This window comes from Actinomyces sp. oral taxon 181, from assembly GCF_018370895.1.
In the GTDB taxonomy this organism is placed as follows: Bacteria; Actinomycetota; Actinomycetes; order Actinomycetales; family Actinomycetaceae; genus Pauljensenia.
Genome location: NZ_JAGYZL010000018.1, coordinates 27,483 through 28,363 on the forward strand (window position 1 = coordinate 27,483; position 881 = coordinate 28,363).

1 protein-coding gene is annotated in these 881 nt (G+C 53.1%); it reads right to left on the bottom strand.

Annotated elements, in window-relative coordinates:
- Window positions 1–28: 28 nt before the first annotated feature.
- Window positions 29–685 carry a ribosome-associated translation inhibitor RaiA gene (raiA, locus tag KHW85_RS07860; RefSeq protein WP_009409201.1) on the bottom strand — a complete coding sequence of 219 codons (657 nt, stop codon included), beginning with the start codon at window positions 683–685 and terminating at the stop codon, window positions 29–31.
- Window positions 686–881: the final 196 nt, after the last annotated feature.

Genomic DNA, 881 nt, shown 5'->3' on the forward strand with positions numbered 1-881 from the left:
CCCCCCCCCCACCCCTCAAGTGCGCGTTTTATTCGCCAGTTTGGAGAACCGTCGCGTTCAGACGCAGAACACCATAGGTCCAGCCGTGGCGATGGTAGACGACGCAGGGCTGCATCGTTTCTTCATCGACAAAGAGGAAGAAGGGGTGCCCCACCAGTTCCATCTGATTCAATGCCTCATCAACGCTCATAGGCACCGTCTCATGAACCTTCTGGCGGACGATAATCGGACTATCTCCCAGCTGCTCCTCGCGAGCTTCTCCAACTTTCAGATCCCCCGCACTCTTCAAAGATGTCGGAGCCTGTTCAGCAAGTTCCTCTTCTTCCCCAACGCTTGCGGGAAGAACATCTAAATCGGGAGCCAGAATTTCTTCCGTGCGGTGGTGATCCTTTGCTCGATCACGCATACGGCGAAGGCGCTCAAATAGCTTTCCAGCAGCAATATCGACCGCGGCGTAGCGGTCTGCAGATTCTGCCTCTGCTCGAATAATTGGGCCTTTGCCAAAGACTGTTAGTTCAATCCGCTCTGCTGTATCAGCCTGTCGCGGATTCTTCTGGTGGGTTAACTCAACATCAACCCTTTGGGCACGAGGATAAAACTGCGTAACCTTCGCAAGTTTTTCCTCGATGTATGCGCGGAAGTTCGGATGAATCTCTGCATTACGTGCAGCTACTGTGATGTCCATATTTCTCTCCACATCATGAAATGCGACCACAGTCGCGATCGAAAACCCGGCGACGTCATTGCCCCGGAGTGTCTTGAACTACCACCCCCGATCAGCATGTGATGGAAAACCATCACTGGAAGAGATGCATCGAGTATAGCAGATAACGGTGACCTGCGTCATAGAGCGACACTATCGTCGCGACCGCGCAATACAC